General features: G+C 71.5%; 24 protein-coding genes and 1 pseudogene. 10 read left to right on the plus strand and 15 right to left on the minus strand.

The features are described from left to right. Positions 1 to 53: 53 nt before the first annotated feature. The 5 genes from AB0C27_RS20605 (at position 54) to AB0C27_RS20625 (ending at position 5,218) form a co-directional block, all read left to right on the plus strand. Complete coding sequence (locus AB0C27_RS20605; RefSeq protein ID WP_357846179.1) at positions 54 to 713, plus strand: polysaccharide deacetylase family protein; 660 nt, start codon at positions 54 to 56, stop codon at positions 711 to 713. Continuing rightward, a complete protein-coding gene (locus tag AB0C27_RS20610; RefSeq protein WP_357846181.1) occupies positions 713 to 1,621 on the plus strand; it encodes a glycosyltransferase family 2 protein in 909 nt (302 codons plus the stop codon). The genes AB0C27_RS20605 and AB0C27_RS20610 overlap by 1 nt, the downstream gene beginning before the upstream one ends. Next, positions 1,618 to 2,622 carry a GNAT family N-acetyltransferase gene (locus AB0C27_RS20615; RefSeq protein ID WP_357846183.1) on the plus strand — a complete coding sequence of 335 codons (1,005 nt, stop codon included), beginning with the start codon at positions 1,618 to 1,620 and terminating at the stop codon, positions 2,620 to 2,622. The genes AB0C27_RS20610 and AB0C27_RS20615 overlap by 4 nt, the downstream gene beginning before the upstream one ends. Positions 2,623 to 2,724: 102 nt before the next feature. Next, complete coding sequence (locus tag AB0C27_RS20620; RefSeq protein ID WP_357846185.1) at positions 2,725 to 4,032, plus strand: nucleotide sugar dehydrogenase; 1,308 nt, start codon at positions 2,725 to 2,727, stop codon at positions 4,030 to 4,032. Beyond that, positions 4,022 to 5,218, plus strand: coding sequence for a glycosyltransferase family 4 protein (locus tag AB0C27_RS20625; RefSeq protein ID WP_357846187.1), 1,197 nt, complete (start codon positions 4,022 to 4,024; stop codon positions 5,216 to 5,218). The genes AB0C27_RS20620 and AB0C27_RS20625 overlap by 11 nt, the downstream gene beginning before the upstream one ends. Positions 5,219 to 5,243: 25 nt before the next feature. Here AB0C27_RS20625 and AB0C27_RS20630 read toward each other — a convergent pair whose 3' ends face one another. Next, complete coding sequence (locus AB0C27_RS20630) at positions 5,244 to 6,089, minus strand: glycosyltransferase (protein ID WP_357846189.1); 846 nt, start codon at positions 6,087 to 6,089, stop codon at positions 5,244 to 5,246. Between the two features lie 38 nt (positions 6,090 to 6,127). Here AB0C27_RS20630 and AB0C27_RS20635 point away from each other — a divergent pair, with 38 nt between their 5' ends. Together AB0C27_RS20635 and AB0C27_RS20640 are read left to right on the plus strand one after the other, a co-directional pair. Beyond that, entirely contained in the window at positions 6,128 to 6,676 is a 549-nt protein-coding gene (locus tag AB0C27_RS20635; protein WP_357846191.1) for a dTDP-4-dehydrorhamnose 3,5-epimerase family protein, read from the plus strand. 9 nt (positions 6,677 to 6,685) lie between these two features. Next, positions 6,686 to 7,579, plus strand: coding sequence for a hypothetical protein (locus AB0C27_RS20640; protein WP_357846193.1), 894 nt, complete (start codon positions 6,686 to 6,688; stop codon positions 7,577 to 7,579). Here the strand turns inward: AB0C27_RS20640 and AB0C27_RS20645 are convergent. The 3 genes and pseudogenes from AB0C27_RS20645 to AB0C27_RS20655 form a co-directional block, all read right to left on the minus strand. Beyond that, the gene (locus tag AB0C27_RS20645; protein ID WP_357846195.1) at positions 7,528 to 8,946 is read right to left on the minus strand and encodes an O-antigen ligase family protein; all 1,419 of its coding nucleotides are present in this window, start codon (positions 8,944 to 8,946) and stop codon (positions 7,528 to 7,530) included. The genes AB0C27_RS20640 and AB0C27_RS20645 overlap by 52 nt on opposite strands. Before the next feature lie 3 nt (positions 8,947 to 8,949). Further along, the gene (locus AB0C27_RS20650; RefSeq protein ID WP_357846197.1) at positions 8,950 to 9,759 is read right to left on the minus strand and encodes a hypothetical protein; all 810 of its coding nucleotides are present in this window, start codon (positions 9,757 to 9,759) and stop codon (positions 8,950 to 8,952) included. A 264-nt stretch (positions 9,760 to 10,023) separates the two neighbouring features. Continuing rightward, positions 10,024 to 10,272, minus strand: a pseudogene (locus AB0C27_RS20655) (helix-turn-helix domain-containing protein); the annotation flags it as partial. 148 nt (positions 10,273 to 10,420) lie between these two features. On the opposite strand from AB0C27_RS20655, the gene AB0C27_RS20660 reads away from it, so the two are divergent. Both AB0C27_RS20660 and AB0C27_RS20665 read left to right on the plus strand, forming a co-directional pair. Next, positions 10,421 to 11,305 carry a DUF6492 family protein gene (locus tag AB0C27_RS20660; protein WP_357846199.1) on the plus strand — a complete coding sequence of 295 codons (885 nt, stop codon included), beginning with the start codon at positions 10,421 to 10,423 and terminating at the stop codon, positions 11,303 to 11,305. Beyond that, positions 11,302 to 12,174, plus strand: a complete 873-nt coding sequence (locus tag AB0C27_RS20665) for a DUF6492 family protein (protein ID WP_357846201.1) — start codon at positions 11,302 to 11,304, stop codon at positions 12,172 to 12,174. Before AB0C27_RS20660 ends, AB0C27_RS20665 begins: the two co-directional genes overlap by 4 nt. On the opposite strand, the gene AB0C27_RS20670 is transcribed toward AB0C27_RS20665, so the two are convergent. From AB0C27_RS20670 to AB0C27_RS20710, 9 genes are all read right to left on the minus strand, one after another. Continuing rightward, positions 12,153 to 13,196, minus strand: a complete 1,044-nt coding sequence (locus tag AB0C27_RS20670) for a hypothetical protein (protein ID WP_357846203.1) — start codon at positions 13,194 to 13,196, stop codon at positions 12,153 to 12,155. The two genes, AB0C27_RS20665 and AB0C27_RS20670, sit on opposite strands and share 22 nt — an antisense overlap. Before the next feature lie 101 nt (positions 13,197 to 13,297). Further along, positions 13,298 to 14,197: a glycosyltransferase family 2 protein gene (locus AB0C27_RS20675; protein ID WP_357846205.1), complete on the minus strand. Its 900-nt coding sequence runs from the start codon at positions 14,195 to 14,197 to the stop codon at positions 13,298 to 13,300. Continuing rightward, the gene (locus AB0C27_RS20680) at positions 14,184 to 15,632 is read right to left on the minus strand and encodes an oligosaccharide flippase family protein (RefSeq protein WP_357846207.1); all 1,449 of its coding nucleotides are present in this window, start codon (positions 15,630 to 15,632) and stop codon (positions 14,184 to 14,186) included. Before AB0C27_RS20680 ends, AB0C27_RS20675 begins: the two co-directional genes overlap by 14 nt. Next, positions 15,629 to 16,594 carry a hypothetical protein gene (locus tag AB0C27_RS20685; RefSeq protein ID WP_357846208.1) on the minus strand — a complete coding sequence of 322 codons (966 nt, stop codon included), beginning with the start codon at positions 16,592 to 16,594 and terminating at the stop codon, positions 15,629 to 15,631. Before AB0C27_RS20685 ends, AB0C27_RS20680 begins: the two co-directional genes overlap by 4 nt. Then, positions 16,591 to 17,862 carry a DUF4910 domain-containing protein gene (locus tag AB0C27_RS20690; protein WP_357846210.1) on the minus strand — a complete coding sequence of 424 codons (1,272 nt, stop codon included), beginning with the start codon at positions 17,860 to 17,862 and terminating at the stop codon, positions 16,591 to 16,593. Before AB0C27_RS20690 ends, AB0C27_RS20685 begins: the two co-directional genes overlap by 4 nt. After that, positions 17,859 to 18,878, minus strand: a complete 1,020-nt coding sequence (locus AB0C27_RS20695) for an SDR family oxidoreductase (protein WP_357846212.1) — start codon at positions 18,876 to 18,878, stop codon at positions 17,859 to 17,861. Before AB0C27_RS20695 ends, AB0C27_RS20690 begins: the two co-directional genes overlap by 4 nt. Positions 18,879 to 18,883: 5 nt before the next feature. Continuing rightward, positions 18,884 to 19,534 carry a PIG-L family deacetylase gene (locus AB0C27_RS20700; RefSeq protein WP_346101020.1) on the minus strand — a complete coding sequence of 217 codons (651 nt, stop codon included), beginning with the start codon at positions 19,532 to 19,534 and terminating at the stop codon, positions 18,884 to 18,886. Further along, on the minus strand, positions 19,531 to 20,307 hold the full coding sequence (locus AB0C27_RS20705; protein WP_357846215.1) for a sugar phosphate nucleotidyltransferase: 777 nt from the start codon (positions 20,305 to 20,307) through the stop codon (positions 19,531 to 19,533). Before AB0C27_RS20705 ends, AB0C27_RS20700 begins: the two co-directional genes overlap by 4 nt. Continuing rightward, positions 20,304 to 21,503, minus strand: coding sequence for a class I SAM-dependent methyltransferase (locus AB0C27_RS20710; protein WP_357846217.1), 1,200 nt, complete (start codon positions 21,501 to 21,503; stop codon positions 20,304 to 20,306). The genes AB0C27_RS20705 and AB0C27_RS20710 overlap by 4 nt, the downstream gene beginning before the upstream one ends. Before the next feature lie 62 nt (positions 21,504 to 21,565). Between AB0C27_RS20710 and rfbC the strand changes: the two genes are divergently transcribed. Next, positions 21,566 to 22,144, plus strand: coding sequence for a dTDP-4-dehydrorhamnose 3,5-epimerase (rfbC, locus tag AB0C27_RS20715; protein WP_357846219.1), 579 nt, complete (start codon positions 21,566 to 21,568; stop codon positions 22,142 to 22,144). Between the two features lie 59 nt (positions 22,145 to 22,203). Here rfbC and rfbD read toward each other — a convergent pair whose 3' ends face one another. Together rfbD and rfbB are read right to left on the minus strand one after the other, a co-directional pair. Beyond that, positions 22,204 to 23,055, minus strand: a complete 852-nt coding sequence (rfbD, locus tag AB0C27_RS20720) for a dTDP-4-dehydrorhamnose reductase (RefSeq protein ID WP_357846221.1) — start codon at positions 23,053 to 23,055, stop codon at positions 22,204 to 22,206. Between the two features lie 25 nt (positions 23,056 to 23,080). Continuing rightward, complete coding sequence (gene rfbB, locus AB0C27_RS20725; RefSeq protein WP_357846223.1) at positions 23,081 to 24,028, minus strand: dTDP-glucose 4,6-dehydratase; 948 nt, start codon at positions 24,026 to 24,028, stop codon at positions 23,081 to 23,083. Positions 24,029 to 24,054: the final 26 nt, after the last annotated feature.

The following is a 24,054-nucleotide window of genomic DNA, read 5'->3' on the forward strand; positions in this document are numbered from 1 at the left end:
GTCCATCCCGGGCGGCGATAACACTCTCGGCGGCACTCTGATCAGGGGGCGGGATGCGTGCGGTGACCAATCTGACCGTGCACGGCATCGGCGGCACCACCCGGGAGCTCGACCGGGACGAGGACCAGACGTGGGTGTCGGTCGAGCAGTTCGAGCGGGTGGTCGACGCGGTGGCGGGACGGCCCGACGTACGCCTCACGTTCGACGACGGCAACGCCTCCGACGTGGAGATCGCGCTTCCCCGGCTGCTGGAGCGCGGGCTGGAGGCGGAGTTCTTCGTCCTGGCCGGGCTGCTCGGCGAGCCGGGCCGGCTCGACGCCGGCGGCGTGCGCGAGCTGATCGGCAAGGGCATGCGAGTGGGCTCGCACGGCTGGGCGCACCGCGACTGGCGCACGCTGGACGCGGCCCAGGCGGGCGAGGAGCTGACCCGGGCCTGCGAGGTGCTCGGCGAGCTGACCGGCACGCCCGTGTCCAGGGTGGCGATCCCGTTCGGCTCCTACGACAGACGGGTGCTGCGCCGCTTACGCCGCGCGGGGGTGACCCGCGCCTACACCAGCGACGGCGGCAGGGCCAGAGCGGGCTCGTGGCTGCAGCCGCGGACCAGCCTGCGGCGTGACCTGGACGCCGCGTGGATCGACGGAGTGCTCTCCGGGCCGTCGCCGGCCCGCCGGGCGGGCAAGCTCGGCATGCGGCTGTACAAGCGGGTGCGCTGATGCGCAGGGTCGCGGTGGTCATCGTCACCTACAACAGCGCGGACGTGCTCCAGGGCTGCCTCGACTCGCTGCCGTCCGGCGCGGCAGGGGTGGAGCTGGCCGCGGTCGTGGTGGCGGACAACGCCTCGAAGGACGACTCCACGGCGCTGGCCGAGCGGGCGGACCTTCCGGTCACGGTGGTGCAGGTGGGCAGGAACGCCGGATACGCGGCGGCCATCAATGCCGGGATCGCCGCGCTCGACCTCGACCGGCTGGACGGCGTCTACGTGCTCAACCCCGACTGCCGGCTGCGTCCTGGAGCCGTCGCTCCCCTGCTGGACTGCCTGGAGCGGCCGGGCCTGGGCATCGTGGTGCCGTACATGGTCAATCCGGACGGCACGCTGCAGCCCTCGCTGCGCCGGATGCCCACGGTGGGCCGGGCCGTGGCCGAGGCGGTGGTCGGCGGGGCGCTGGCCGGGCGCATGGGCACCGTGGGCGAGCTGGTGACCGACCCGCGCGACTACGCCAGGCCGGGCGCGTTCGCCTGGGCGACGGGGGCGGCGCTGATGCTCTCGCCGCGGATGATCCGCGAGGTGGGGGCGTGGGACGAGTCGTTCCTGCTCTACAGCGAGGAGACGGACTACTGCCTGCGCGCCGCGGACCTGGGCTGGGCCACCTGGTACGAGCCCGCCTCGGCGATCGAGCACATCGGCGGCGCCTCAGGGATCGATCCGGTGCTGGCGTCGCTGCTGGTCGTCAACAAGGTACGGCTGTTCCGGCGGCGGCACGGGCCCGTGCGCGGGATGGCGTACTACGTGGCCGTGCTGGCGGGTGAGGCGGTGCGGGCCCTCGCGGGGCGGCGTACGTCCAGGGCCAGCGTGGTGGCGCTGCTGCGGCCCTCGCGGCGCATGACGGCGCTGCCGCAGTGAGCGGCCTGCGGGTCAAGGCGTTCGACGAGCTGACCGCGGCCGAGCTGGACGCCTGGGAGGCGGTACGGTCCGCGAACCCGGCGCTGGACAGCCCGTACTTCCATCCCGGCTTCTCCGCGGCCGTGCACGCCTCGGGGCACACCGTGCACGTGGCCGTGGGGAACGACGTGTTCGTGCCGCACCACCGCGAAGGCCGGCTGCTGCGCCCGGCCGGCTGGCCGGGTGCGGACTTCCAGGGGCCGATCCTGGCCGCCGGCGCCGCCTTCCGGCCGCTCGACCTGCTCGGGAACGGCGCGGGCGGCTACGCCTTCGACCATCTGGTGCCGGACGCCCCCGGCTTCGAGCGGTGGGTGCTCTCGCGCCGGCCGTCGCCCTACCTGGACGTCACCGGCGGGCTGACCGGATATCTGGGCCGGGCCTCGAAGAGCGGCAAGGACAACATGGGGCAGGCGCGGCGCCGGGCCGCCAGGGCCGAGCGGGATCTGGGCGCGGTCAGGTTCGAGGCCGACGCGGTGGACGCCGGGGCGCTGGCGCGGGTGATCGAGCTCAAGCGGGCCCAGTACGCCGCCACCGGCGCCCAGGACTACTTCGCAGAGCCCGGCCGGATCAAGCTGCTCGAAGCCCTGCTCGGCACCCGCGATCCAGGCTTCGGCGGCGTGCTGTCCACCCTGCGCGCCGGGCCGCACCTGCTCGCGGCCCACTTCGGCCTCAGGTCGGGCGGCGTGCTGCACTGGTGGTTCCCCGTCTACGACCCCGCGTTCGCCAAGCTGTCCCCCGGCTGGATCCTGCTGCGCGAACTGGTCGCGGCCGCTCCGTCGCTCGGGATCGCCAGGATCGACCTCGGGCGGGGCGAGGACGAGTACAAACGGCGGGCCAGGACCGGCGAGAGCGTGGTCTGCCAGGGCATCGTGACCAGGAATCCGGCCCGCCGGTGGGCGGCCGCCGCCGGCACCAGGGCCAGGGCGGTCGTGCGATCCCTCCGCGCCGGAAGAAATCGGTAACGTTCCAAAGGGCATACCCGACATATCCCTTGGAGGCGGGGGAAATCGCGCTTTGCCCTCCACATAGGCGGTCCACGGTAGACGGTCCAACGGAGGGCGGCTATGCGGATCAGTGTCTTCGGGCTCGGCTACGTGGGGTGCGTCTCGGCCGCCTGCCTGGCCTCCATGGGACATCAGGTCGTGGGCGTGGACGTCAATCCGGCCAAGGTCGACCTCATCAACGGCGGGCACGCGCCCATCGTCGAGGAGCGCATCGGCGAGCTGATCGCCGAGACGACCGCTCGCGGCGCGCTGCGCGCCACCACGGACGCGGCCGAGGCGGTCGCGGCCACCGAGCTGTCGCTGGTCTGCGTGGGCACGCCGTCGGCGCCCAACGGCAGCCTGTCCACGACCTTCCTGGAGCGGGTGGCCGAGCAGATCGGCCGGGCGCTGCGGCCGGGACACGTCGTCGTCTTCCGCTCGACCATGCTGCCCGGCACCTGCGCGGAGCTGCTGGTGCCCATCCTGGAGCTGGCGTCGGGCCTGCGCGCGGGCACCGGTTTCGGGGTGGCGGTCAACCCCGAGTTCCTGCGCGAGGGCACCAGCGTGCGCGACTTCTTCGCGCCGCCGAAGACGGTGATCGGCGAGTCGGACGAGCGGACGGGGAACGTGGTGGCCTCCTTGTACGAGGGCCTGCCCGGCGACGTCTTCCGGGTCTCCATCCCCGTAGCCGAAATGACGAAATATGCGGACAACGCGTTTCATGCGGTCAAGATCGGCTTCGCCAACGAGATGGGCGCCATCTGCCAGGCCCTCGGCCTGGACTCCCACCAGGTCATGGACGTCTTCCTGGCCGACCGCAAGCTCAACATCAGCCCCGCCTACCTGCGCCCAGGATTCGCCTTCGGCGGCTCCTGCCTGCCCAAGGACCTGCGCGGGCTGGTCTACGCGGCCAGGAAGGCCGACGTGTCGATCCCGCTGCTGTCGCACGTGCTGCCCGCCAACGAGGCGCACCTGCAGCGCGCCTTCGAGCTGATCACCGCCTCGGGCCGGCGCCGGATCGGCATGTTCGGCCTGTCGTTCAAGCCCGGCACGGACGACCTGCGCGAGAGCCCGCTCGTGGAGCTGGCGGAACGGCTCCTCGGTAAGGGCTACGACCTGCGCATCTACGACGCCAACGTGACCCTGTCACGGCTGGTCGGCGCCAACCGCGCCTACATCGCCGAACGGCTGCCGCACCTGGGCGACCTGCTCGGCGACTCGGCCGAGGAGGTGCTCGACCACGCCGAGGTGTGCGTCGTCGGGTGCCTGGACGAGCGGGTGCTCGCCGCCCTGGACCAGGCCGGCGACCGCACGATCGTGGACCTCGTCCGCATCCCGGACGCGGAAACCCAACGGGGCAGAAAGGACTACACAGGCATTGGGTGGTAGAGCGCTCATCCTCGTCGAGAACCTTTCCGTACCACTCGACCGGCGTGTCTGGCAGGAGAGCACCGCGCTGCGCCAGGCCGGCTGGGAGGTGCACGTCATCTGCCCCAAGGGGGCCAAACAGGACACCGAGGTGGAGGCCGTCATCGACGGCGTCCACATCCACCGCTACCCGCTGCGCGCCGCCACCGGCGGCCCGGCGGGCTTCCTGCGCGAGTACGGCTCCGCCCTCTGGCACACCTTCCGCCTGGCCCGGCGGCTCGGCCGGTTCGACGTCGTGCACGGGTGCAACCCGCCGGACCTGTTCTTCCTGGTCGCGCTGGCCATGCGGCGCAGGGGCACCCGGTACGTCTTCGACCAGCACGACCTGGTGCCCGAGCTGTACCTGTCGCGCTTCGGCCGGGGCCGGGACCTGCTCTTCCGCGCGGTGTCGTGGATGGAGCGGATGACGTACCGGGCGGCGCACGTGGTGATCGCGACCAACGAGAGCTACCGGCAGGTCGCGCTCTCCCGGGGTGGCAAGCGTCCTGAGGAGGTGTTCGTGGTGCGCAGCGCGCCCGTGGTGGAGCGGTTCCACCAGGTGCCGCCGGACGCGTCCGTACGGCGCGGGAAGCCGTACCTGCTGTGCTACCTCGGCGTGATGGGCCCGCAGGACGGTGTGGACTACGCGCTGCGCAGCCTGGCCAGGCTGCGGGACGAGCACGGGCGCGCCGACTGGCACGCGGTGTTCGTCGGCGGCGGCGACACGTTCGACGCGATGGTCGGGCTGGCCCGCGAGCTGGGTCTGGACGACTGCGTCGAGTTCACGGGACGCATCCCGGACGAGGACCTGATGCGTTACCTGTCCACCGCCGACGTGTGCCTGTCGCCCGATCCGCTCAACCCGCTCAACGACGTCTCGACGATGAACAAGGTCATGGAGTACATGGCCATGTCCAGGCCCATCGTCTCCTTCGAGTTACGCGAGGCCCGCGTGTCGGCGGGCGAGGCGGCGCTGTACGCGCCCGCCAACGACGAGTCGGAGTTCGCCAAGCTGATCTCCCGGCTGCTCGACGACCCGGAGGAGCGGCGGCGGATGGGCGAGATCGGCCGGGAACGGGTGGCCGGGCCGCTGTCCTGGGACCACTCGAAGACCGCGCTCCTGGCCGCATACGAGGCCGCCGTGGCACCGCGCAAGGGTGCGCGATGACGGCCGCCACCTACGAGGTCGACGCCTACGAGTCCGCTGTGGGGTCGCCGGCGGGGTCGCGATGACGGCTGCCCGCGTCGGTGCCCCAGCCCGTGGCGCCGCCGCGGAGCCTGGCGAGCAGCCGATCCACGGCCAGCACCGCCAGGTAGCAGGCGGCGTCCAGCGGGCTGACCTGGCGCCCGGCCAGCAGCGCTCCGAGCGCGGACAACCGCAGCGCCCGGCCCGGCCGGCCCAGCGCGGCCAGCTCGCGGTTGCCCCTGCGCACCCTGATCCGCCGGCGCAAGTGGGCGCGGACCGTACGCGGAGGGCGTACCAGAGACCGGGCCTCGGCGACCACGGCGCGCTCGGCGCCGGTGAAGCAACCGTCCACCCAGCCGTCGTCGGAGATCACGTCGGGCAGGGGGAAGGCGCGCTCGTGGCCGCGCTCGCCGAGCACGTACACGCCCACGCCGGCCAGCGCCCGCGACGGCGCGACGAGCCGGTCGTGCACCCGGTGCACCCGCCGCACCACGGGCCCGGCGCCGCTCAGGTCCCACTCGGGCACGGGCGCGCAGGCCAGCACGCCCGGCCGGGCCACCGCCTCGGCCAGGGCCCGTACGGAGGCCGCGTCGATCCGTACGTCGGCGTCCAGGTAGACCCGGGGGAAGGCCCGGCACGCGGCGTCGCCCAGGTGCAGCGCGTGGACCTTGCCGGGCACGGGCGTCTCCAGCACCCGCACGCCGGGCCGCGCCGCCACCGCCGCCGTACGGTCGGAGCAGGCGTTGGCCACCACCACGACGTCGAACTCCCCCGGCGCCGCCCCCGCGAGCAGCGCGTCGAGCCCCGCCCCGATGACCGTCTCCTCGTTGTGCGCCGGGATCACGACGCTCACCGACGCCTTCATCAGACCCCCTCCCGGAAGGACGAAGCATGAAAGTGGAGCAGGGCGAGCTCAACGGGGTGCGGCTGTTCAGGCCGTCGCCGCACCGCGACAGCCGCGGCCTGTTCACCAGGACGTTCGACGCCGCCACGGCCGCCGCGGCGGGGCTGGACGCGTGCGCGTTCATCCAGGACAGCCAGTCCAGGTCGCGCCTGGGCACGATCCGCGGCCTGCACGGGCGCTCCGGCAGAGGGGAGGCCAAGCTCGTCCGCTGTGCCAGGGGCGCGGTGCACGACGTGCTGGTGGACGCCAGGCCGCACTCGCCCACGTTCGGCCGGAGCATGGCGGTGCGCCTGGACGACGAGGACTTCCTGACCCTGTACGTGCCCCCCGGTCTGCTGCACGGCTTCCAGGCGCTGACCGAGCCCGCCGACACCTGCTACCGCATCGACAGGGAGCACGATCCGAGCGAGGACCTCGCGGTCCGGTACGACGATCCGGACCTGCGGATAGCCTGGCCCCTTCCCCCGGCCGAGGTCAGCCCGCGCGACCTGGACGCGGGCTCCTGGGCCGAGCTGCTGCCCCGGCTCGGCGCCTGAGAGGCGGCCATGCGCGCACGTCATCTCCTGCTCCTCGCCGCGGCGCTGGCCCCGGCCGGCTGCGACGCGGCCCCGGCCGCGACGCCGACCCCGGCGCCCTCCCCCGTGATCGTCCGGCCGGACGGCTCCTCCTGCCCCGACCACCCCACGCCCGCCTGCACCGGCGCGCCCAAGGGCGTCAAGCTGAAAGAGGTCGAGCTCAACACGGAGAACGTCGCCTACCGCGTGCAGACCGACGGCACCGTGCTGGACGGCGTGCACATTCCCGGGCACCTGCTGATCCACGCGAACGACGTGACGATCACCAACAGCGTCGTCGACGGCGACGTGATCAACGCCGACGGGCCCGAGTCGTTCCGGTTCACGATCGCCGACTCCACGGTGGGCACCACGGCCAAGTGCGAGCCGCTGCCCGCGATCGGCTACGACAAGTACAAAGCCACCCGAGTGCTGGTGCAGGGCCACAGCGACGGCTTCCGCGTCTCCGGCGACGACGTGGAGATCCGCGACTCCTTCGTCAAGCTCTGCTCGCGGTCCGGCGACCACTCCGACGGCATCCAGGCCTACAACGGCGGCAAGGGCCTGCTGTTCCACCACAACACCGTCGACCAGCGCGAGGCCGAGCACATCACGGCGCCGATCTTCCTGGTGGACGAGAAGTCGGAGGACGTGACCGTCACCGACAACCTCATCATGGGCGGCACCTACAGCCTCCAGGTGCGCAACGCCCGCGGCAGGCAGGTGGTGCGCGGCAACAAGCTGGTGGACAAGTCCTGGGTGTACGGGCCGACCGACTCCGAGTGCGGGCGGACGGAGTGGGCCGGCAACGAGCTGGTCACCATCGACGAGAACTATCGGGTCACCTCGATCGTCGGCCCGCTGGCCTGCGCGGGAGAGAGCTGATCCGCCTGCCGATCCGCCTGCTGAGCCGAGTGCTGATCCGCTCTGGCCGCCCGTAGCAGGGCGCCGGCCGCGCCGACCAGGATGAACGCCAGGCCCGTCACGGTCGCGAACGACAGCAGGTCGAAGGTGAGCGAGCCCACCAGCGGCACGACCAGGCAGGCGGCGACCGTCAGGCACAGGTCGCGGTCGCCCGGGTCGGCGCTGAGGTGCCTGGCCCGCAGCGCCGCGTAACAGGCCACCACGAACAGCGCGGCGAAGGTGACGGTGCCGAACAGGCCCGTCTCGACCATGGACAGGATGTACTGGTTGTCGAAGATCTGGTGTTTGGGGGCGTACCAGGTGCCCAGGCCCCGGCCGAACCAGAAGTGCCGGCCGATCTGCTGGGCGGCCACGGCGTAGTCGTGCGTCCTGTACTGGATGCTCTCGTCGTTGCCGAGGTCGGTGAACAGCCCCGTGATGGCCCCGAGCAGGCCCGGCACGGCCACCCTGATCACCACCAGGAACCCGGCCGCCACCAGCAGCGTGGCCAGCCGCCGCCGCCACGACCACCCCGCGAACAGCACCACGCCCACGGCGAGCAGGCTCAGCATGGCCGAGCGCGACACCGAGAACATCAGGCCGAGCCCGATCAGCGCCGTGCACACCCACCACCGCAGCGCCGGCTCGGCCCGCAGCCGGGCCCGGGTGGCGTAGTGGGCGGCCAGCGGCAGCAGGATGGCGCAGGTGACGCCGAACTCGATCGGATGGCCGGTGGTCGCGGCCACCCGGCGCAGGTCGGCCCGTTCCAGCACGAACGAGTCGCCCTCGCTGCTGTAGCGCAGGATCGGCAGCTCAAGGAACCTGGTCAGGTCGATCGAGAGCAGGAACTGCAGGGCCGCGATCACCGAGATCACCGCTCCGCAGACCACCAGCGTCCTGAGCACGAGGTCCAGCCGGTGCCTGCCGCGCACGCCGTCGCAGACCGTCAGCGCCAGGCCCACCGTGGCGATCACCAGGACGAAGGAGTGATCGCTCAGGTTGAGCTCGTCGGAGTCCATGTACCCCCAGGTGGACAACCCGTAGGTGGCCACCATCGAGGTGAAGTAGGCGAACAGGGCGGTACGCACGGGGTTGCGGCCCTTGGCCGCCCCCAGCGTGAGCGTGAGCTGCGCGCACAGCCAGAGCACCGCCGCGCCCAGGCTCACCACGTTGGCCGGGGTGAGCGACAGGGGCAGGCCCTTGAGCACGAGCCGGGCCGGCACGATCAGCAGCACGGCGGCGAACACGGCGGCCACGGTCGCGCCGTCGGCCCGCCCCGGCAGCGGCGGCCCACCGGGACGCCGGGCGGTCCCGGGCGCGGGCGCGCGGACGTCTGCGGGGGCGGCCATCGGTCACGCCCCCGTCTTCCCGGCTTCGGCCGGGTCCGGCATCTCAGCAGGCGTCCCGGTCTGAGGCGTCTCAGCCGAAGGCGTCTCGCCGGCGTCGCGCCGGTGGCCCCGGAGCAGGCGGCCCCGGAGCAGGCGGCCCCGGAGCAGGCGGCGTCCGGCGAGGCGGGCGCCGAGCGGCGCCGCCAGGCTCTCCGCCGCGAACGAGGCACACAGCGAGGCGATCACCCCCAGCCCGAGCGCCGCCGCCGCCGAGCGCAGCTTCCTGCCCTGCTGCGGCGCGGGCCTGGTCGGCGGCACGGCCTCGCTGACCGTGATGTACGTCCCCACGGGCGCCTGCACCTGCCGCTGCCGGGCGTTCAGCTCCTGCCTGATCCGTGTGACGGCCTTGCGCACGATCGCCGTGGCCTCCTGCGGCGCCAGGCTCTCCCCCTCCACGAACACCAGCGGCCCCGTGGCCAGCGACTCCAGGTTGTTGGTGCCGTTGGTCACCGCGTACGTGGTCGGCCCCCCGCTGGTGACCCCCATCTCCGCCACCATGTCCGGCGTGCTCATGACGCTGATCAGGATGGAGGCGGCCACGTCGAGCCCGTGGTCGAAGTTGAGCAGCGGGTTGACCTGGGGAAGGGGCTGATCGGGATCGGACGGGAGGGTGCCGCCGCTGTTCGGCGCGGTGAGCACGAGGACCGCGGTCGTGGTGTAGGTGACCGGGACCGTGGAGTAGGCGTAGAAGGCGGCGCCGACGGCCGCGAGGAAGGCGGGGACGGCCACGTACCAGCGACGCGCCAGGACGAGCAGAGTCCCCCAGAAATCCACGCGTCCTCCCTGTGAATCCCGCCTCATGCATGTCGGCCAAACCGGGGTGGAGCGTTACACAAACGCTGTAACACCAGCTATGGGTCACCGATATGGATACAAGGGGACATCTTCAACTCGGCGGGACGGAGATCACCTTTCTTGACATCCTCCCCCTCGTCAACGAGGGGATTCCCACGGTCGCCCGTGAGGCTTCCTGCTTCACCGCCGGTTGCCCGCCCGAGAAGGACTCTCGTTGAGGTCTGACACCAGCTCCACAGGCGTCTGCTGCGACGGCACAGACGACACCTCCGACAGGAAGCCGAACTCGCCGCTGCGCTTCCACTCCGTGAGCATCGCCGATGACTCCCCGTAGGAAACGCGCTTGCCTTGCAGGGTGTAGGCGCGCGTGCGCTCCTCCAGGGCTTTGTTGTACACGAGGCGGACGCAGCCGAACGTCCGGGCAAGCTCGGAGGCTTGCTCGGGAGTCGGATAGAAGCGGCACTTGTAGGCCCGCTTCACGATCTGCGCCACGCCCCACATCATACCGAACGATCAAGAAATACTCGTGCGTTTGTTCGATACGCCGGTTCGCCTTACGGCGAATCGGCTGCCCCTGTCCTGCTCCGCAGGGGTCCGGTTCCTCCCCGCCTGAAGGCGGGGGTCTCCTCGGAGGTATCCGATGAGCGCACTGGCCGTCGTCACGCCCACGTACGCTCCCGACGCCGGACTCTTCGCCCACCTGCACCGTTCGGTCCTCGACCACACCTCGGACGACACCGTCCACCACGTGATCGTGCCGCCGTCCGACCGGCGGCTCTTCGCCCGCTTCTCGGGCCCTCGGTGCCGAATCTGGACGTACGCCGAGATCCTGCCGCGCCGCCTCGCGCACGTCCCGTTCACCGGCGTGTGGATCGATCCCGTACGCCCCTGGCCGCCGTTGCGCGGCTGGGTGGCCCAGCAGGCGGTGAAGATGGCGGTCACGGCGCAGCTCGACGCCAAGGTCGTGCTGGTCGCCGACTCGGACGTGGTGCTGGTACGCGAGGCGACGCCCGATCTGTTCATCCAGGACGGCCAGGTGAGCATGTTCCGGGTGGACGGCGGCGTGCACGAGCTCATGACCGACCACGTCACCTGGCACCGGGTGGCCCGCGAGCTGCTGGGCGTGCCGGGGCCCGCGCCACTGCCGCTGCCCGACTACGTCAGCTCGCTGGCGTGCTGGGATCCGGCCGTCGTGCGCGCCATGCGGGAGCGCATCACCGAGACGACCGGGCGTGACTGGCTGGCCGCCTTCACCTCCTACCTCCAGGTCTCGGAGTTCATCGTCTACGGCGTGTTCGTGGACGAGGTGCTGCGGGCCGCGCCTCCGGTCAGCACCGCGATCTGCCACAGCCGGTGGGATCGCACCCCTCTGGACCACGCCGGAGCCATCGCGTTCGCCGACCGGCTGCCGCCCGACGCGGTGGGCATGATGATCTCGGCCAAGTCGGGCACGCCCATGGCGGTCAGATCGGCGGCGATCGAGCGATGCTCCCAGATCACCGGACCCGATGGGAGTCATCCGTGAGCAAGCTGGCGGTCATCACCCCGTCCTACGCCCTGGACGCCGAGCTGTTCGCCGAGTTGCACCGTTCCGTCCTGGAGTTCACCTCCGAGGACACCATCCACCACGTCTTCGTCCCGCCGAGCGACCGTGCGGCCTTCGCCCGCTTCGAAGGCCCGCGTTGCCACGTGTGGATCCGCTCGGAGCTGCTGCCCCGCCGATACCTGCGGCTGCCCGGCGCCGACCTGTACGTCAACTACCGCCGCCCCTGGCCTCCGCTGCGCGGCTGGGTGATGCAGCAGACGGTCAAGATCGCCTCCGCCGGATTGATCGACGCCGACGCCATGCTCATCGTCGACTCCGACGCCGTACTCGTCCGCCCGACCAGCGCCGCGTCCTTCACCGTGGACGGGCGGCTGTGCCTGTACCGGCTGGAGAACGGCGTCACGGCCGAGATGGAGCGGCACGTCATCTGGCACCGGGTCGCCCGCGAGCTGCTCGGCCTGCCGTCCCCGCCGCCCCCGCCGCTGCCCGACTACGTGACGGCGCTGACGTTCTGGGACCCGGAGATCGTGCGGGCCATGCAGCGGCGCATCACCCAGGTGACCGGCCGCGACTGGCTCGACGCGTTCAATTCCCAGCTGCACGTCTCCGAGTTCATCCTGTACGGCGTCTTCGTGGACGAGGTGCTGAAGGCCGACCCGCCGATCAACACCACGATCTGCCACCTGAGCTACAACCACGAGCCGTGGGACGTGGCGCAGGCCGTGGCCTTCGCCGACCGGCTGCCGCAGGAGGCGGTGGGGATGATGATCTCGGCCAAGTCGCACACGCCGGCGGAGGCCAGGGCGGCCGCCATCGCGCGGTGCGCTCAGGTCGTCGAGTCGAGCTGACCCTTCTTCGGCCCGTCCTCGTCCGGCTTGTCCTCTTCGGGCCCGTCCTCCTTGGGCCTGTCCTCTTCGGGCTCGTCCTTCTCGGGCTCGTCAGGGGCGGCGCTCGCCTGAACCGGCTCCACCTCGTCAGGGGCGGGCTCGGTCGGCGGGAAAGCGGCCGACTCGGTCTCGACCGGTTCCGCGTCGGTCTTGATGACCTGGATCGGGCCGGTGGTCTCCTCGGCCAGCTCGTCCACCGTCAGCGGGAAGCCGGACATCATGGGCAGACGCGACCTGGAGCCGTTGACCGCCGCGGCGCCCTCCGCCACCGGCTGCTCGGCGACGACCTCGGCCCAGACGCCCTGCGAAGCCTCCGCCGGTTCCTCCGAAGGTGAGGGCTCGGGTGCGGGCTCGGGTGCGACGTCCGCGCCGGCCCGCCGCGCGGAGCGGACGCGCTGGACGGCGTAGGCCAGCCCCATCCCGCCGACCACCCCGAACGCGCCGCCGAAGGCCGCGACGGTCAGCCGGTCGCCGATGGCCGCCTTGGGCGTGGAGGGCGGCATCACGTCCATGATCGCGATGTGCGTGCTGATCGGCGCATCGAGCGCGGTCTGCCGCTTGGCCAGCTCCAGCCGTACCCGCAACTGGGCCTTGCGCATGACCTCCCGCACGGTGGCGGGCGAGTCGCTCTCGACCTCGACGTAGACGAACGGCCCGTTGGTGCTGATGCCGAGCAGGTCGGGGTTGGTCCGCCCGTCGTTGATGATCACGGCGGTGGGCCCGTTCTCCGGCGCGCCGATCTCGGCGTACACGTCGGGCGTGTTGGTGGCCAGGATGAGGATGCCCGCGGTCGTGCGCAGGGCGTCGTTGAACTGCAGCAGCGGGTTGGTCAGGCCCGGGCGGTTCTGCGGCTCGGTCTCCAGCGTGCCGCCGGTGGCGGGCACGGTGAGCACCATGGAGGCGGTGGAGACGTACCGGCTCGGCATCAGGAAGTAGGCGGCCAGGGCGAGTCCCACGGCCGCGATGACGACAGGCGGCCCCACGAACTTCTTCCGGGCCAGTCCAAGGACGGTCCTCCAGAAGCGCACTTTTCCGCCCCCGTCACTTCTCGTTCCATGGGAAATCGCTCTGTTCATCGGACGTGTTACACAAATCGGACCATGGAGAGGAGCTTGCGGCTCCTGTGCGCGATGGTGCGCCGCTGGCGTCGTGCGAACATGCGCAGCACCTCAGTACGGGCCCGGCGGCGCTGCGCGTCGGTGAGCTCGGCCTGGTGCAGCCAGCGCAGCAGTTCCCTGCACTGGAGCGTGTTGGCCAGATGGGACTGCCAGGACGGCACGTCGAGGCGGCCGGCCAGGCGGGTGATCCGTTCCGTCCGCCAGTTGCGGTGCGAGAGCACCTCGGGGACGTGCGCCCATGGCCCGGCCAGCGCCAGCTTGGCCGCGTAGACCTCGTCCTCGCGCAGCATGTTGCGCCGGGGGATCTCGGTCGCGGGCCCGCGCCGCAGCAGCCCGTAGAGCGGGTCGATGAGGAACGGGCTCTCGTTGAGCAGCCTGAGCATCTCGGCGAACCGCTCGACCGGGTCGTCGGAGCCCAGCCCGGCGCCCGCCGCCGCGCCCTCCCCCGGACCCGGGTAGGGAGTGGTGGTGACCTGGCCGCCGTCGCGGGTGTAGGCCACCTGGTTGGTGACGAGGATGAGGCGTTCGTCGGCGGTGAAGGCGGCCAGGGCACGCGAGACGCAGGAGGGCTCCAGCCGGTCGTCGTCGCCGATCCAGCGGATGAACGCGCCGCGCGAGATCCTGGCGGCGTGGGTGAAGTTGCCGAGCAGGCCGACGTTGCGCGGGTGCCGGTGGTAGACGATCCGCTCGTCGCCGGCGGCCAGGTCGCGGCAGAGCTCCTCGGTGGCGTCGGTGGAGGCGTTGTCGGAGATGACCAGCTCGATGTGCTGATGATCCTGGGCCAGCACCGAGCGGACCACGCCTTCGAGGCGTCCGGCCCCGTTCCTGACCGGCAGGGCGATCGAGACGAGCTCAGAGTCGCGCATGGACCCTCCCTTGGCGTACGAGTCGCTTCAGCACGGCGCGCGGCACCACGACGAGCACGAACAGCAGCAGCCCCGCCCCGCCGGCCACGCACAGCTCGAAGAAGGGGCCGTCGATCACCGTGGCCAGCCCCGTCATGACGCCGCCGGCCAGCGCCGCGCCGAGCAGCGGCCGGGCCAGCCCGGCGCCGAACAGCCGCGCGGGCACGCCCGAGCGCCGCAGGGCCACGGCGAGCAGCGGCAGCGCCACCAGCACCGCGACGGCGGCGTGCGCCACGGCCGCGCCCTCGATGCCGTCGAGCCTGGCGCCGGCCAGCAGGGCGGGCAGCAGCGCGGCGGCCCAGCACAGGTTGACCCACATCGTCGACTTCGTCCGGCCGAGCGCGGCCAGGATGTCGGTGATGAGCAGGGTCAGCATGCGCACGGCCATCACGATGGCCAGGAAGCGCAGCACCTGGGCGGCGGGCAGCCACGGCGTGCCGTACAGGAACTCCACGACCGCGGGCGCGAGCGTGCCCATCAGCACGGCGATCGGCAGCACCATCCCGGCCAGCAGCGGCACGGCCTGCCGTACGCCCTCCCGCATCGACTCCTCGCCCTCCTCGGCCAGGCGCGCGAAGCTGGGCAGCGCGACGTAGCGGATGGCGGTGCCGATGAGGCCGGGCACCCAGCTGGAGATGTTGAACGCGAGCAGGTAGAAGCCCAGCATCACCGGCCCGAGCACGTCGCCGACGATGACCGCGTCCATGTTGAGCAGCAGCCCCTCGATGCCCAGGCTGACGCAGAGCGGCAGCCCGAACCGCAGCAGCCGGGCCGCCAGCGCGCGGTCGAAGCCGAGCTCGATCTTGACCCGGGCCAGCACGACCACGAGCAGCCCGGTGAGCACCCCGCCGCTGAGCTGCCCCCAGGCGAAGCTGTAGGCCCCGGCGCCGTTCGCGGCCAGCGTGATGGAGACGCCGGCGTTGACGACGAAGCCGGCCAGGTTCGCCCAGGCCAGTTTGTCCTGCTCGAACCTGCGCATGAGCGCGGCGCTGCGGACCGCGGTCAGCCCGTAGACGACGTTGGTGGCCATGAGGACGCGGATCACCCACGTGGCGTCCTCGCTGCCGGCCAGCCGCGCGTAGAACGGCGCGATCACCCAGAACAGGGCGTAGAGGGCCAGGCTGGACGCGATGGCGGCCACGGTGGCAGTCGGCGCGACCTCCTCCAGCCGGCCGCGCCACTGCACGGTCGCCGCGATCACCCCGGCGTCGTTGATGTAGATGACGAACTGGGTGGCGGCCAGGGCGATGGCGAACACGCCGAAGTCCTCGGGCACCAGCAGCCTGGCCAGGACCAGGCTCATCACGAACGAGCCCGCCTTCATCACCAGGTTGCCGAGCAGGCTCCAGCGCAGGCCGCGCCCGGCCTTGCGGCCTATGTCGCCGACCTCGCTCACGGGGCTTCCCCGCCGACCGGCACCCGTTCCAGCCAGATCTCCCGCCAGAACGGGACGAACTCGCGCGGGCAGTTGGCGTTGTAGACGCCCTCGCAGACCAGGTCGTCGAGGATGATGCAGGGGCCCTTCATGGTCAGCATGCGCCCGGTCTTCTCGTCCAGGCAGCGCTCGACCCTGGCGCGTACGCGTGCCGTCCTGCCGCAGTAGCGGGCCATCTCCTCCTCGAACCCGAGGCCGCGGTTGAGCAGGTCGTCGTTGAGCGTGTCGAGGATCTCGTCCTTGGACTTGATCCTGACCAGCTCGCCCGGCCGCAGGTCCAGGCTGCCCGTCGGGGTGACCCGGCCGGCGCGGCCCTGGACGAAGCCCCAGCGCAGCCCGCCCCTGATCCACAGGCGGCGCGGCAGCACCTTCTTGCTGACGTCCTGGAAGCGGTTGAACAGCCCGACGAGGAACGTGCGAACGGTCGCGAGCACGCCCGCGTTGCCGCTGCGCACGTCGGTGACGTACTGGCCGAGGTCGCGGAAGGGCAGGCAGGTGGGCGCGGCGCGGAGCAGCTCGGTGGCCTGGCAGGAGTAGGCGTCCGCGCCCTTGCGGGTGTTGGCCTCGACCAGCTTCAGCAGGCGCTCCTCGGGCACGGCCGGGGCCTGTGGCGTGCCGAGTTCGACCCGTTTGAGCCAGGCCTCCTTCCAGTAGAGCGAGCAGGCGGTCTGGCAGCCGCCGTGCCCGCCGCCGTCGCAGCGCGCCCCGGTGAGGTGCACGGCGCGTTCCATCCGCCGCATGCCGCTGCGGCTGATCGTGTCGCAGAGCTTGTGCGCCACCTTGTGCACGGTCATCCGCCGCCCGCAGAAGGCCAGCATCTCCGGCATGAACGGCAGGCTCTCCAGCTCGCCCCGCTCGTCCAGCGTGGCCAGGATCTCCGCCTCGCTCCGCACCTCGACGAGGTCCCCCACCCGCAGGTTCATGCGCTCTCTCCCACCCGCTTGAGCAGGCCCGCGCCCTCCAGCGCGCCCGCCGCCTCGGCGACCGCCTGGAAGGGCAGGCCCGACCGCTCCGCGATGTCCAGCAGCCCGTGGTCGCCGTCCGACAGGTTCAGCACCCATAACATCGCCAGTTGCGCCTGTTTCGTGTCACTTCTGCCGCCGAGTGAGCCGTACAGGCCGCGCCGGCCCAGCTGCGGCTCCCCGTACGGGCTCAGGTTCTGGTAGCGGCCGTCACGTTCCAGCACCTCCACCGCCGACCAGAGCGCGTCCAGGGTGTCGGCCATGGCCTGGGGCGAGACGAAGCCCACGTCGTCTCCGGAGGTGTGGTACTCGGGGTAGCCCGCGTACGGCGTCCTGGTCAGGCTGCCCACGGGCAGGTTGAAGCCGGGCGAGCAGAACTGCCGCTCGTCGTACCCGTACGGCGAGAAGCCGACGATCGTGTGCGGCCTGTCGCGCAGCACGGCCGCCAGCACCCGGTCGATCGGCGCGTCCCCGCGCCGGCTGCGCTTGTACGTCAGCGCCCCCGGATCCCCCGCGCAGGCCAGCGTGAGCCCATGACGAACGCGCCCGGTGCGCTCCCGGTTGCGCGCCAGCCAGGTGATGGCGCCGATCGTGCCGGGGGCGAACAGGAACCGGTAGGTGTAACGGGGCTCACGCAGCCGGCCCGCGAGCGCGACGGCCACGGCGATGCCGGCCAGGTTGTCGTTGGCCAGCGACGGATGGCAGACGTGGCAGGAGATCAGCACCTCCTCGTCGGTGCGTCCCCGTACGACGTGCTCGGCGTACGTCAGGTGCCCGTCGGCCAGCGTCGAGTCGATCACCACCTCGTACGGCCCCGGGCCCATCCCGTCGAGCGTCTCCTGGCTCAGGCAGAACCCCCACGTCTCGGCGTAGTACGAGGTCCGGTACGGCACCAGGCCCGGCTGCTCGGGCAGCGTGTACAGGTGGGGGCGCAGCTCGTCCAGCGTCATGACGGCCGAGACGGGCACGCTGTAGCCCACCACGTGCAGGTTCGACCGCCGGAAGTCCACCACCCTGGCCCCTGACGGATCCTTGACGTAGGCGTCGCGGATGTTCCACTCCCTGGGCACGGTCCAGTCGAGCACCTGGGTGCCGGTGGGCACCTCGTGCACCTTCAGCTCCAGGTGCTCGCCGACGATGCCGAGCGTGGCGCGCACGCCGTCGCCCGTGATGGAGCGGCACAGCGGGTAGAGCCGCTCCACCAGGGCGTGCATCTCCTCGCCCGTCACGTCCGCAGCTCCTCGGAGACCGTGCCGGCCGCGCGCCGGTCGGCCAGCCAGGCCAGCCTGGTGAAGCGCTGGCGGAAGTCCGTGACCGTCAGCCCGTGGCACCGGTAGGCGTCGGCCAGCTCGACGGCGCCCGCCTTCACCGTCCAGCGGGCGTGCAGCTCCGGCAGCGCCGCACGGATGCGGGAGAAGTCGACCCGGTACGAGCGCGGGTCGGCTCCCGTCTCACCCGTGACCAGCAGCTCGGAGCCGGGCACCGCCTCCACGACATGCTCGGCGATCTCGGCGACGGTCAGGTTGTTCTGCTCGCCGCCCACGTTGAACGCCCTCGCGTGCACGGCTTGGCGCGGCGCGGTGAGCGCGGCCACGAAGGCGTCGGCGATGTCGGCCACGTGCACGAGGGGCCGCCACGGAGTGCCGTCCGACAACACGCGGACCTGCCCGGTCAGATGGGCGTGGCCGACCAGGTTGTTCAGCACGATGTCGGCGCGCAGCCTCGGGGAGAAGCCGAACGCGGTCGCGTTGCGCAGGAACACCGGCGTGAAGTCGGCGTCGGCCAGCTCGACCAGCTCGTCCTCGACGCGGACCTTCGACTCCGCGTACGGGGTGACCGGGCGCAGCGGAGCGTCCTCGCCGAGCAGGTCGTCGCCGCCCGAGGCGCCGTACACCGAGCAGGTGGAGGCGTACAGGAAGCGGCGCACGCCCGCGTCGCGGGCCAGCCTGGCCAGGCGGACCGAGGCGTGGTGGTTGATGTCGTAGGTCAGCTCGGGCGCGAGCGCGCCCAGCGGGTCGTTCGAGAGCGCGGCCAGGTGGATCACGGCGTCGAAGCCGGTGAGCAGCCCGGCCGGTACGTCGCGCAGGTCCACCCGGTGGCCCGGCGGGTCGTCGGGCAGCGGGCCGAGCACGCACTCGGCGAAGAGCCCGGAGTCGAGGCCCACCACCTCGTGGCCGGCCCGGGCCAGCGCCGGCGCCATGACGGTGCCGAGGTAGCCCTGGTGCCCCGTGAGTAACACACGCATGCCGATCAGCCTCCAGCTAGATCTAGGGCGAGTTTGTGCAGGTAGAACGCCTCCGCATGGCGTGCGTGACACTCGATGCCGCGGATTCTGGCCAGTCCGAGGAAGGCCTCCCTGTCGAACCAGGGGCGGTGCCGCTGCGAGGGGTAGTGCTCCCACAGCAGGTTGACCTTGCGCTCGGCCAGGGCCAGGTCGAGCGGCTGGTAGGCGTTGGGCCGGCCGAGGTCGCCGTCCCATTTGAGGATCTCGTACCCGAGCGTGAGGTGGTCGCGGAAGGCGGTGGGCACGAGCTGGGCCAGCCCGCGATGGTCCTGGTGCGCGTCGCCCGCGTGGGGGGCCAGGATCAGGTCCGGCTCGGTACGCAGCCGCATCCCCTCGACCGCGGCCTTGGCGTCGTCCCAGTGGGCGGGCAGCCGTCCGTCGGGCAGCTTGCCCACCTCGACACGCAGGTCGGCGCCTGGGCAGAAGGCGGCCAGCGCGTTGCGTTCCTCCTCCTCGCGTACGGTCCCGCCCCCCGACAGGATCAGCGCGTCGACCTTGATGCCCGGGTGCGCGGTGCACATGACGAGGAGCGTGCCGCCCGCGCCGATGGCGAGATCGTCGCAGTGGGCGGCCAGCAGGGCGATCCGGCGCAGGCCGGACGGGAAGAGCCGGTTCACGCCCGCTCCCACAGTGCCCAGGGCCGCTCGCCGCGGATGTAGGCCCGGTCCAGCTCCATGCGCTGGTTGACGGTGTCGGTGGGCCGCCAGTAGCCACGGTAGGGGTAGGCCATCAGGCGGCCGCGCTTGGCCAGCTCCTTGCAGCCGTCCACGAGCAGGTCGCCGTTCTCGGGGATGTGGTCGAAGATTTCCTGACGTAAGACGAAATATCCGCCGTTTACCCATAAGGGCATTTCGGTGACCGCGGTGATCTGCCCGACCATCCCGTTCTCCCCCACCTCCACGCAGTGGAAGGTGCCCGGCGGCGGCACCGCCATGAGCGTGCCGCCCGCCCCCGACGCGGCGAACCTGCCGATGATCTCCGGCAGCGGCGCGTCCGTGAGCACGTCGGCGTAGTTGGCCAGGAACATCTCCTCGCCCTCCAGGTGCTCGCGCACCCGGCGCAGCCGCTCCCCGATCGACGACTCGATCCCCGTGTGGATGAAGGAGATCGTCCAGTCGGAGATGTCGTTGCCCAGCAGCTCGACGTCGCCGCGGCGCAGGACGAAGTCGTTGGAGGCGGTCTCCTCGTACCGCAGGAAGAAGTTCTTGATCTGCTCGGCGCCGTAGCCGAGGCAGAGCACGAACTCCTTGTGACCGAAGTGCGCGTAATAGCGCATGACATGCCAGATCAGCGGCCTCGGGCCGACGAGCTGCATGGGCTTCGGCACGTCGCCGGAGCCGCCCGTACGCATGCGCGTGCCGTACCCGCCGCAGAAGAGGACGACCTTCACACGACCTCCAGTGTGGGGATGGGGAAGACCAGCCGGCCGCCCCAGTCACGGATGTAGGACAGCTGCTCGATCAGCTCGTCCCGCAGGTTCCACGGCAGGACGAGGACGTAGTCGGGCCGATCGGCCGCGATGCGCTCGGGCGGGAAGATCGGGATGCGCGCCCCGGGGGTGAACTTGCCGTGCTTGTACGGATTGCGATCCACCGTGTACGCCAGCAGATCGGGCCGGACCCCGCAGTGGTTGAGCAGCGTGTTGCCCTTGCCCGGCGCCCCGTACCCGACCACCGTGCTGCCCTCCTCGGCGGCGTTGACCAGGAACGTCAGCAGGTCGCGCCGGACCTTGGCCACCCGCTCGGTGAAGTCGATGTAGCCCGAGAGGTCGTGCAGCCCCGCCGCCTTCTCCATCGCCAGCACGTCGGCCACCCGCTGCGAGGGCGTGCCCGAGGGCCGGGCCCACAGCCGGATCGAGCCGCCGTGCGTGGTCAGCAGCTCCACGTCCACCAGCGTCAGCCCGCCACTCGCCAGTGCGCGCCGGGCGGAGGCGACCGTGTAGTACTGGAAGTGCTCGTGGTAGATCGTGTCGTACTGGTTCAGCCGCATCAGCGTGAGCAGGTGCTGCACCTCGATCGAGACCACGCCGTCGTCGGCGACCAGCGTGCGCAGGCCCTTCGTGAAGCCGATCACGTCGGGGATGTGCGCGTAGACGTTGTTGGCCACCACGTGGTCGGCGGTGCCGTGCTCCCGTACGACGGCACTGGCGCTCTCCGGGGTCAGGAACGCCGTCACCGTCGGCACGCCGCGCTCCCTGGCCGCCTGGCCCACGTTCACCGACGGCTCGATGCCGAGACAGCGCACGCCCCGGTCCACCACGTGCCGCAGCAGGTAGCCGTCGTTGCTGGCCACCTCGACCACGAACGCGTCCGGCCGCAGGTCCAGCTCGGCCACGAAGGCGCGGGCGTGCTCGACCCAGGAGGCGGAGTAGGAGGAGAAGTAGGCGTAGTCGGTGAAGGTGTCCTCGGGGGTGATCAGCGGCGGGATCTGCGTTAGCCAGCACGACGTGCACACGCGCAGGTGCAGCGGATAGGTCGGCTCTGGCTCTTCGAGCTGCTCGGCGGTGAGGATGCGCTCGCAGGGAGGTGTCGCCCCGAGGTCCACCACACTGGCGAGCTCCGCCGAGCCGCATAACCGGCAAGTCATCATTCGCACGCTCCAAGAGATTGATATTTCGCCGGGGCCGGTGCTCTCGTTACTGTCGGACCATGGATCCCCTCGGCATCGATGGCGCCTGGCGCCACACGCCGCGCGTCCACACCGACCCCCGCGGCGCGTTCTTCGAGGCCTTCCGCGCCGCCGACCTGCCGCGGCGGTTCGACCTGGCCCAGGTCAACTGCTCGGTCTCCGCCCACGGCGTGCTGCGCGGCGTGCACTTCGCCGACGTGCCCCCTGGTCAGGCCAAATACGTGATGTGCCTGTCCGGCAGCGTCATGGACGTCGTCGTGGACCTGCGTGTGGGCTCGCCCACGTTCGGCCGGTGGGAGGCCGTGACGCTCGACGACGAGTCGCGCACCGCGGTCCTCATCGGCGAGGGCCTGGGACACGCGTTCATGGTGCTCAGCCCGAGCGCCACGGTCGCGTACCTGTGCTCCGAGCCGTACGCGCCGGCTCGCGAGCACGGGGTCCATCCGCTCGATCCGGCCCTGTCGATCGGCTGGCCGGCCGATGTCGAGCCGGTGCTGTCGGAGAAGGACGCCAAGGCGCCCACCCTGGAGGAGGCGCTGGCCGGCGGGCTGCTGCCCGACCACCGCGCCTGCGCCGAGTTCTACGCGACCCTGCGCTGACGGCTCGCGGTTCGCACGGGGCTCGTGATTCGCACGGGGCTCGTGGCTCTTGTCGCGTCTCACGCCACGCTCCGCTGACGGCTCGTCGCCAGCACCGGCCAGGCCGCGTGCAGGGCCTCGCGCCAGTGCCTGATCGGCTGCCACCGGGTGTGGGCCAGCACGCTGTTCGCCGGCCGCACCGCCGCCCGCGACAGCGCCGACGACGGCACCGGGCGCACCCGTCCCGGATCCTCACCGAGCAGCGCGAAGATCTCCTTGGCGAACCCGCACCAGGTCGTCTCCCCCGAGCTCGTACCGTGGTAGACGCCGGGCGGCAGATCCGACTGCGCCAGCCGGACGAGATAGTCGGCCAGGTCGGCGCTCCACGTCGGCTGCCCGCGCTGGTCGTCCACCACGTCCACACTCGGCCGCTCCCCGGCCAGGCGGATCATCGTGCGGACGAAGCTGACACCGCGCGCGCCGTACAGCCACTCCGTGCGCACCACGTAGTGCCCGTGCTCCAGCGCCGCCTCCTCGCCCGCCAGCTTGCTCCTGCCGTACGCGTTCACCGGCCCGGTCCGCGCGTCCTCCCGGTACGGCAGCGCGGCGGCACCGTCGAAGACGTAGTCGGTGGACACCTGGACGAGCCTCGCCCCCACGAGGTCGCACGCCTCGGCCAGCCAGCGCACGGCGGTCCCGTTGACCGCCAGCGCGTCGGCCTCGTTCGCCTCGGCGTCGTCCACCGCTGTCCAGCCGGCGCAGTTGAGCACGACCCTCGGCCGGTAGGCGCAGACGAAGTCGCGCACCGCCCGCCGGTCGCGGACGTCCAGCTCGTCCCGGCCGAGCGCGAGCACCGGATCGCCGGTCAGCGCGGTCCGGTCGAGGACGTCGCTCGCGAGCATGCCGCCCGCCCCCGTGATGAGCCACCTCATGCCGCCTCCAGGCATAAAAGAGCGATCATCGCGCCCACCAGTCGCGGTGCTCCGCGTACCAGCGGACGGTGTCCTTCAACCCCTGCTCGAACGGGACCTGCGGCCGGTAGCCGAGGGCGCGCAGCTTGCTGTCGTCCAGGGAGTAGCGGCGGTCGTGGCCCTTGCGGTCGGCGACGTACTCGACCATGTCCCAGTCCCGACCGCAGGCTTCGAGCAGGCGCGTCGTGAGCTCCTTGTTGGTCAGCTCCGCCGTGCCGGCGATGTGGTAGACCTCGCCGGGTTCGCCCCGCTCTGCGACCAGGCGGATGCCCGCGCAGTGGTCGCGGACCTGGATCCAGTCCCGTACGTTGCCGCCGTCCCCGTACAGCGGCACCTTCCTGCCCCGGAGCAGGTTCGTGATGAACAGCGGGATGACCTTCTCGGGGTACTGCCTGGGCCCGTAGTTGTTGCCGCAGCGGGTGATCGAGACGTTCATCCCGTACGTGACCGCGTAGGCGCGCGCGATCAGGTCGCCGCCCGCCTTCGAGGCCGCGTACGGCGAGCGCGGCCGCACCGGCGCGGCCTCGTCCCACGAGCCGATGTCGATCGACCCGTACACCTCGTCCGTCGACACCTGCACCACCTTCGGCACCTCCGCCTCCAGACAGGCTTGGAGCAGGGTCTGGGTGCCGAGCGCGTTGGTGCGCATGAACGGCGCGGCGCCCTCGATCGAGCGGTCCACATGGGACTCCGCGGCGAAGTTGACCACCAGGTCGTGCCCGGGGACGACGCGGGCGAGCAGCTCGGCGTCGCAGATGTCACCGTGCACGAACGTGTGCTCGACCCCGTCGAGGTTGGCCCGGTTGCCCGCGTACGTCAGCTTGTCCAGAACGGTGACGTCCACGTTCGCGTCGGCGGGGGTCGTGTCGCGGAGGCTCCGGACGAAGTGGGAGCCGATGAATCCCGCACCACCCGTCACCAGAATTCTTGTCATCAGAAACCTCCGAGGAAACCCCCGCC

Origin of the sequence: Nonomuraea sp. NPDC048882 (assembly GCF_040649755.1) — a bacterium.
Taxonomy (GTDB): Bacteria; Actinomycetota; Actinomycetes; order Streptosporangiales; family Streptosporangiaceae; genus Nonomuraea; species Nonomuraea maheshkhaliensis.

Excerpts from the sequence above, each read along its gene's own strand:
- AB0C27_RS20695 (WP_357846212.1), bottom strand. The coding sequence starts at position 18,878 with ATGCGTGTGTTACTCACGGGGCACCAGGGCTACCTCGGCACCGTCATG.
- AB0C27_RS20610 (WP_357846181.1), top strand. The coding sequence starts at position 713 with ATGCGCAGGGTCGCGGTGGTCATCGTCACCTACAACAGCGCGGACGTG.
- AB0C27_RS20645 (WP_357846195.1), bottom strand. The coding sequence starts at position 8,946 with ATGGCCGCCCCCGCAGACGTCCGCGCGCCCGCGCCCGGGACCGCCCGG.
- AB0C27_RS20640 (WP_357846193.1), top strand. The coding sequence starts at position 6,686 with ATGCGCGCACGTCATCTCCTGCTCCTCGCCGCGGCGCTGGCCCCGGCC.
- AB0C27_RS20660 (WP_357846199.1), top strand. The coding sequence starts at position 10,421 with ATGAGCGCACTGGCCGTCGTCACGCCCACGTACGCTCCCGACGCCGGA.
- rfbD (WP_357846221.1), bottom strand. The coding sequence starts at position 23,055 with ATGAGGTGGCTCATCACGGGGGCGGGCGGCATGCTCGCGAGCGACGTC.
- AB0C27_RS20620 (WP_357846185.1), top strand. The coding sequence starts at position 2,725 with ATGCGGATCAGTGTCTTCGGGCTCGGCTACGTGGGGTGCGTCTCGGCC.
- AB0C27_RS20675 (WP_357846205.1), bottom strand. The coding sequence starts at position 14,197 with ATGCGCGACTCTGAGCTCGTCTCGATCGCCCTGCCGGTCAGGAACGGG.
- AB0C27_RS20710 (WP_357846217.1), bottom strand. The coding sequence starts at position 21,503 with ATGACTTGCCGGTTATGCGGCTCGGCGGAGCTCGCCAGTGTGGTGGAC.
- AB0C27_RS20685 (WP_357846208.1), bottom strand. The coding sequence starts at position 16,594 with ATGAACCTGCGGGTGGGGGACCTCGTCGAGGTGCGGAGCGAGGCGGAG.
- AB0C27_RS20635 (WP_357846191.1), top strand. The coding sequence starts at position 6,128 with ATGAAAGTGGAGCAGGGCGAGCTCAACGGGGTGCGGCTGTTCAGGCCG.
- AB0C27_RS20605 (WP_357846179.1), top strand. The coding sequence starts at position 54 with ATGCGTGCGGTGACCAATCTGACCGTGCACGGCATCGGCGGCACCACC.
- rfbB (WP_357846223.1), bottom strand. The coding sequence starts at position 24,028 with ATGACAAGAATTCTGGTGACGGGTGGTGCGGGATTCATCGGCTCCCAC.
- rfbC (WP_357846219.1), top strand. The coding sequence starts at position 21,566 with ATGGATCCCCTCGGCATCGATGGCGCCTGGCGCCACACGCCGCGCGTC.